General features: G+C 35.1%; 5 protein-coding genes. All 5 read left to right on the forward strand.

The annotated features are described in order from the left end of the window. Positions 1-293: SUMF1/EgtB/PvdO family nonheme iron enzyme (locus A9Q93_RS10930; protein WP_303687440.1), on the forward strand; the 293-nt coding region annotated here is incomplete at its 5' end. Between the two features lie 44 nt (positions 294-337). Then, the gene (gldL, locus tag A9Q93_RS10935) at positions 338-991 is read left to right on the forward strand and encodes a gliding motility protein GldL (protein ID WP_303687441.1); all 654 of its coding nucleotides are present in this window, start codon (positions 338-340) and stop codon (positions 989-991) included. Between the two features lie 46 nt (positions 992-1,037). After that, on the forward strand, positions 1,038-2,579 hold the full coding sequence (gene gldM / locus A9Q93_RS10940) for a gliding motility protein GldM (protein ID WP_303687442.1): 1,542 nt from the start codon (positions 1,038-1,040) through the stop codon (positions 2,577-2,579). Between the two features lie 21 nt (positions 2,580-2,600). Next, positions 2,601-3,530 (forward strand): gliding motility protein GldN, encoded by a 930-nt coding sequence (gene gldN / locus A9Q93_RS10945; protein ID WP_303687443.1) that lies wholly within the window; start codon positions 2,601-2,603, stop codon positions 3,528-3,530. A 93-nt stretch (positions 3,531-3,623) separates the two neighbouring features. Beyond that, entirely contained in the window at positions 3,624-4,676 is a 1,053-nt protein-coding gene (locus tag A9Q93_RS10950) for an FAD-binding oxidoreductase (protein WP_303687444.1), read from the forward strand. Positions 4,677-4,911: the final 235 nt, after the last annotated feature.

Genomic DNA, 4,911 nt, shown 5'->3' on the forward strand with positions numbered 1-4,911 from the left:
ATGAGCCTAATGAGTATAACTTATATAACATGGCAGGTAACGTGGCAGAATGGGTGAATTCATCTTATGAAGCTGGAGCTTATGAAATGATGTCTTCCATGAGTCCAGTAGTAAATGATGCAAATAATAAACGTAAAGGTGTACGTGGTGGATCATGGAAAGATGTTTCTTACTTCCTGCAAGTAGGAACGCGCGACTATGAATATCAAGATAGTGCGAGAAGTTATATCGGTTTCCGTACTGTACAATCTTATATGGGAACAGACGTTACTCTTAACGCGGCGACCAATTAAAATATCCAACAAAAAACAAATTAACTTAACTAAATTTTTAAAAAATGGCACAGTCTAAAGCAACAAAGAAATTATTTAATATGGCTTACGGTATCGGAGCCTCGGTAGTAATCATTGGAGCACTTTTCAAAATATTACACTGGGATTTCGGTTACGGATTTTCTGGAAATAACCTTCTTATGATAGGATTGATTACAGAAGCAGTTATTTTCTTCATATCAGCTTTTGAGCCTGTAGAAGATGAATTGGACTGGTCATTAGTATACCCAGAATTAGCTGGTGGAGAATTAGCTAACAACACTAAAGGTAAAAAAGAAGCTCCACAAGATGCACAAGGACTTCTTTCTAAGAAATTAGATGAGATGTTAAAAGAAGCAAAGTTAGACGGTGAATTGATGTCTAGTTTAGGAGATAGCATACGTTCTTTTGAAGGTGCTGCAAAAGGTATAGCTCCTACGGCAGAAGCTATGTCTTCTACTAAAAAATACTCAGAAGAGATGGCTCTGGCAGCGGCTCAAATGGAATCTTTAAATAGTCTATACAAAATTCAAGTAGAAAGTTCTTCTCGTCAAGCGCAAGCTAATGAAGCTATTGCAGATAATGCAACTAAACTTCAAGAACAAATGGCAGGACTTACTAATAACTTATCTTCTCTTAACGGCGTGTATGGTAACATGTTAGGAGCTATGAAAGGATAATTAGTTGATTTTTAAATTAATATAATAACAAACTAATTAGAATATTATGGCAGGAGGAAAACAGTCCCCAAGGCAGAAGATGATTAACCTGATGTATCTGGTTTTCATCGCGATGCTTGCGTTAAACATGAGTAAGGAAGTGCTAAATGCTTTCGGACTTTTAAATGTTAGTATAGAAGAAAGTAATCAGGTGGCTACTGCAAAAAATCAAGCAGCTATGGCTGGTCTTGATCAATTAGCAGCAGATCAACCTGAAAAGTATGCTCCATTAAAAGTTAAAGCAGAGCAAGTAGATAAAATTTCTAAGGATTATTTCAACTATCTAGAAGAGTTGAAAAATGATATGGAAGGTACCGTTGCAGATCCTAACGATTATGCAGTAATGGACAAAGGTGATTACTTAGATGTAAGATTTTTAGAAGGAGGAAAAGTGACTTCTGATGGTCAAAAGTTTTTAGATGAAATGAACAAATACCGTAGCGATATGCAAGCTGTGGTTGATGATAATCCTACATTGAAATCTGAGTTAGATAAAAAGTTTACACCAGAAGATGTAACTAATCGTGAAGGTGTAACAATGTCTTATTTAGACTACAATTACAAAGGATATCCTTTAATCGCCTCGATCGCAAAAATTACACTTTTACAAAGTGAGGTAAAGAACACGGAAGCCGAGGTTTTAAGTACGTTACTTGCTGGCCAGTTGAAAAGTGAAGTTAGTATGGATAACTATACTACACTTATGGAATCTCCTAAATCTGCATATTATAATGGGGAAACTTTTGATGGTCAGATAGTATTAGGTCGTAAAGATGCAACCCTACAACCTAAACGAGTTGATTTAAAATTAGATGGTAGAAAACTGAACGATAATCAGTATACTATTGAAGCTGGTCGTATTGTATTAAAAGTAGGAGCAGGTTCTCCTGGAGATCACAAAATTACTGGAGCTTTATATTTTGATGAGGATGGTGAAGAGAAAGAAGTGAAAGTAGAGCAATCATTTGCAACTATTCCTAAGCCTAATTCTGCGACTATTGCTGCAGATAAGATGAATGTAGTTTATCGTGGTGTTCCTAACCCAATGACGATTTCTTTTGCAGGTGTATCTGGAAACAATGTTAATGCGAGCGCACCTGGTCTAAAGAGAAAATCTGGTGATAGCTATGTAATGAGTCCTGGTTCAGGTAAAACAGTGAAGATTAATGTTACTGCTAAACTTTCTACAGGTGAAACTGTTTCAGATTCTAAGGAATTCCGTATTAAGAACTTACCTCGTCCTACTGGTATGGTAAGTAAGGCATATGAAAATGTACGTAAGACACGTTCTAATCTTGCTATCTCAACTGTTTCTGCAGAGTTCTTAGATTTTGATTTTGATTTAACTCCTAGAGTTACTGGATTCTTATTTAAAGTCCCAGGTCAACCGTCCATTCCAGTGTCTGGAACTAAGTTAAATGGTACTGCGCAAAATGCACTTAAAAGAGCTCGTAAGGGTGATTTAGTTCAATTTGCAAATATCAAAGCTGTGTTACCAGGAGTCAACGTAAAAAGTGTCTCTGATGTTACTGTAGAAATTACAGACTAATTAATATTATAAATTCAAATTATGAATAAGATCATAGTTTTATTGGCAGCGGTTGTTCTTTCAGGAACTGCTTTTGCTCAAAACAACATTCTTAATGCAAAAAGTCCGGCTGAGTTCGGTACTAAAACGTCAGCTCAATTAGAGAATGATAACGATAAGCCATTACCGTATGGGTTTGTTGGTGATCGTGATATCTTATGGCAACGTACCGTATGGGAAACTATCGATCTAGATGAGCGTGTAAACTTCCCGTTATATTATCCTGTGGATACTAATTATGTTGGGAAAGAACGTAGGTCATTGTATCACGTATTAACGGCCGCTGCAATGTCTGGTGATATTACTTTGTACGGCGACTCTTATTTCAATGAAGCACGTGAATTTTCAGATATTGAGAACACTTTAAAAAGTCAAAAGATCACTAACGCAGGTGTTGATATTCTAAATGATAATGGTGTTATACCAGAAGAAGGTGTAAAGCCATTAGATATCGACACAACTTATAATATTCCAGGTTTTGATGAATATATCGAGACTAGAACTATAGGTGCTGATGATGTGAAAGAATATAGAATCCGTGGTTTATGGTATTTTGACACTCGTCAAAGTGAATTAAGGTATAGATTATTGGGAATTTGTCCAGTAACACCGGATGTAAACTTCCCAGATGACCCTACAGGTGTAGAGTTGTTTTGGATCTACTATCCAGATGCAAGAGAATTATTGCATAATAACAAAGCGTTTAATACGTTGAATTCTGCAAGACCTATTTCTTTTGATCATATCTTAAATTCTAGAAGGTTTAATGCACTTATTTACAAAATGGATAATGTGCAAGGTGATAGAACTATTGATAGTTATATTGCAGACAACTCAATGATGCAACTTTTAGAATCTGATAGATTAAAAGAAATCATTCGTAATTTTGAATTAGATATGTGGAATTACTAATTCCTTATAAGTTTTATATAGAAAAGCTTCACGTTTCGTGAAGCTTTTTTTATTTATTTTCATCTTAGTTTTATATTTATTTCTCTACACATATTGAAAACAAAGTTTGACATTATAATTGTTGGATCAGGAATTGCTGGTTGTGCTCTTGCCTGGCAATGGCACTTGAATGGTAAAACTGTATTGATAGTTGGTGATAAAATGAAAGGCTCTTCTTCTGTTGCTGCAGGAGTTTACAACCCAACTATTTTAAAAAGGTTTACCTCAGTTTGGAAAGCTGCTGATCAATTAGATTATTTAAATCATTTTTATCCTTTGATAAAGGAAAAGGTTTCCTCTAATTTTTTACATCCCATTGATATACTTAGAAGGTTACATGATGAACGTGAGGTTAAAACATGGCAAAAAAAATCTATACGTCCCGAATTGAAAGAATTTATGTCTCAAGATATTTCTTCTTATGATAATACTGCGATAGACGCTCCTTTTAATTATGGTAAAGTTTCTGGAACTGGTTGGGTAGACACCGTAAATTATATGACTGCGACTATACAGTTTTTTGGTAATATGAACTGTTTTCTAGAAGAAGAGTTCGATTTCAATGAGCTAGTTCATTCCAAGGATCTAGTTTGTTATAAAGACTATCAAGCTTCTAAAATTATATTTTCTGAAGGTTTTAAAATGACAGCAAATCCTTTTTTTAGTCACCTTCCACTTCAAGGAAATAAAGGTGAGGTATTGACAATAAAAGTTCCTGGATTACAATTAGATTACATCATTAAGTCATCCGTTTTCTTGATGCCTTATGTTGACGATCTATTTTGGGTAGGTGCTACTTACAATCGCGACGATCTATCTGATATACCTACTCAAGATGCAAGAACTTTTCTCACTTCACGTCTAGAGCGTTTCCTAAAGTTGCCTTATGAAATAGTAGATCATAAGCATGGTATACGTCCTACCACTAAGGATCGAAGACCTTTTGTAGGTTCACATAAAAGTTATCCCAATTATGTCGTATTTAATGGTATGGGAAGTCGAGCCGTTCTTATGGCGCCATGGGCAGCAAAGCAGTTATTTGATTCTATGTATAAGGACATACCGCTCAATGAGGAAATCGATATCAATAGGTTTAACAACAACTAAAGCTATTCAATTATTAAAAGTCTCAGTTATTTTATGCCTTTATAATTTGAAATTATTGCTCACCGCTGTTCAGGAATGACAAAATAATGGCTTATTATTTTTTGGAATGAGACCGGCTTTTTCTTGCTAATTATATTAAGAATTTCAAATTTTCCTAACTCCTAACTCCTAACTCCTAACTCCTAACTCCTAACTCCTAACTCCTAACTCCTAACTCCTAACTCCTAACTCCTAA

Source organism: Nonlabens dokdonensis (genome assembly GCF_002162835.1).
Classification (GTDB): domain Bacteria; phylum Bacteroidota; class Bacteroidia; order Flavobacteriales; family Flavobacteriaceae; genus Nonlabens; species Nonlabens dokdonensis_B.

Excerpts from the sequence above, each read along its gene's own strand:
- gldL (WP_303687441.1), top strand. The coding sequence starts at position 338 with ATGGCACAGTCTAAAGCAACAAAGAAATTATTTAATATGGCTTACGGT.
- gldM (WP_303687442.1), top strand. The coding sequence starts at position 1,038 with ATGGCAGGAGGAAAACAGTCCCCAAGGCAGAAGATGATTAACCTGATG.
- gldN (WP_303687443.1), top strand. The coding sequence starts at position 2,601 with ATGAATAAGATCATAGTTTTATTGGCAGCGGTTGTTCTTTCAGGAACT.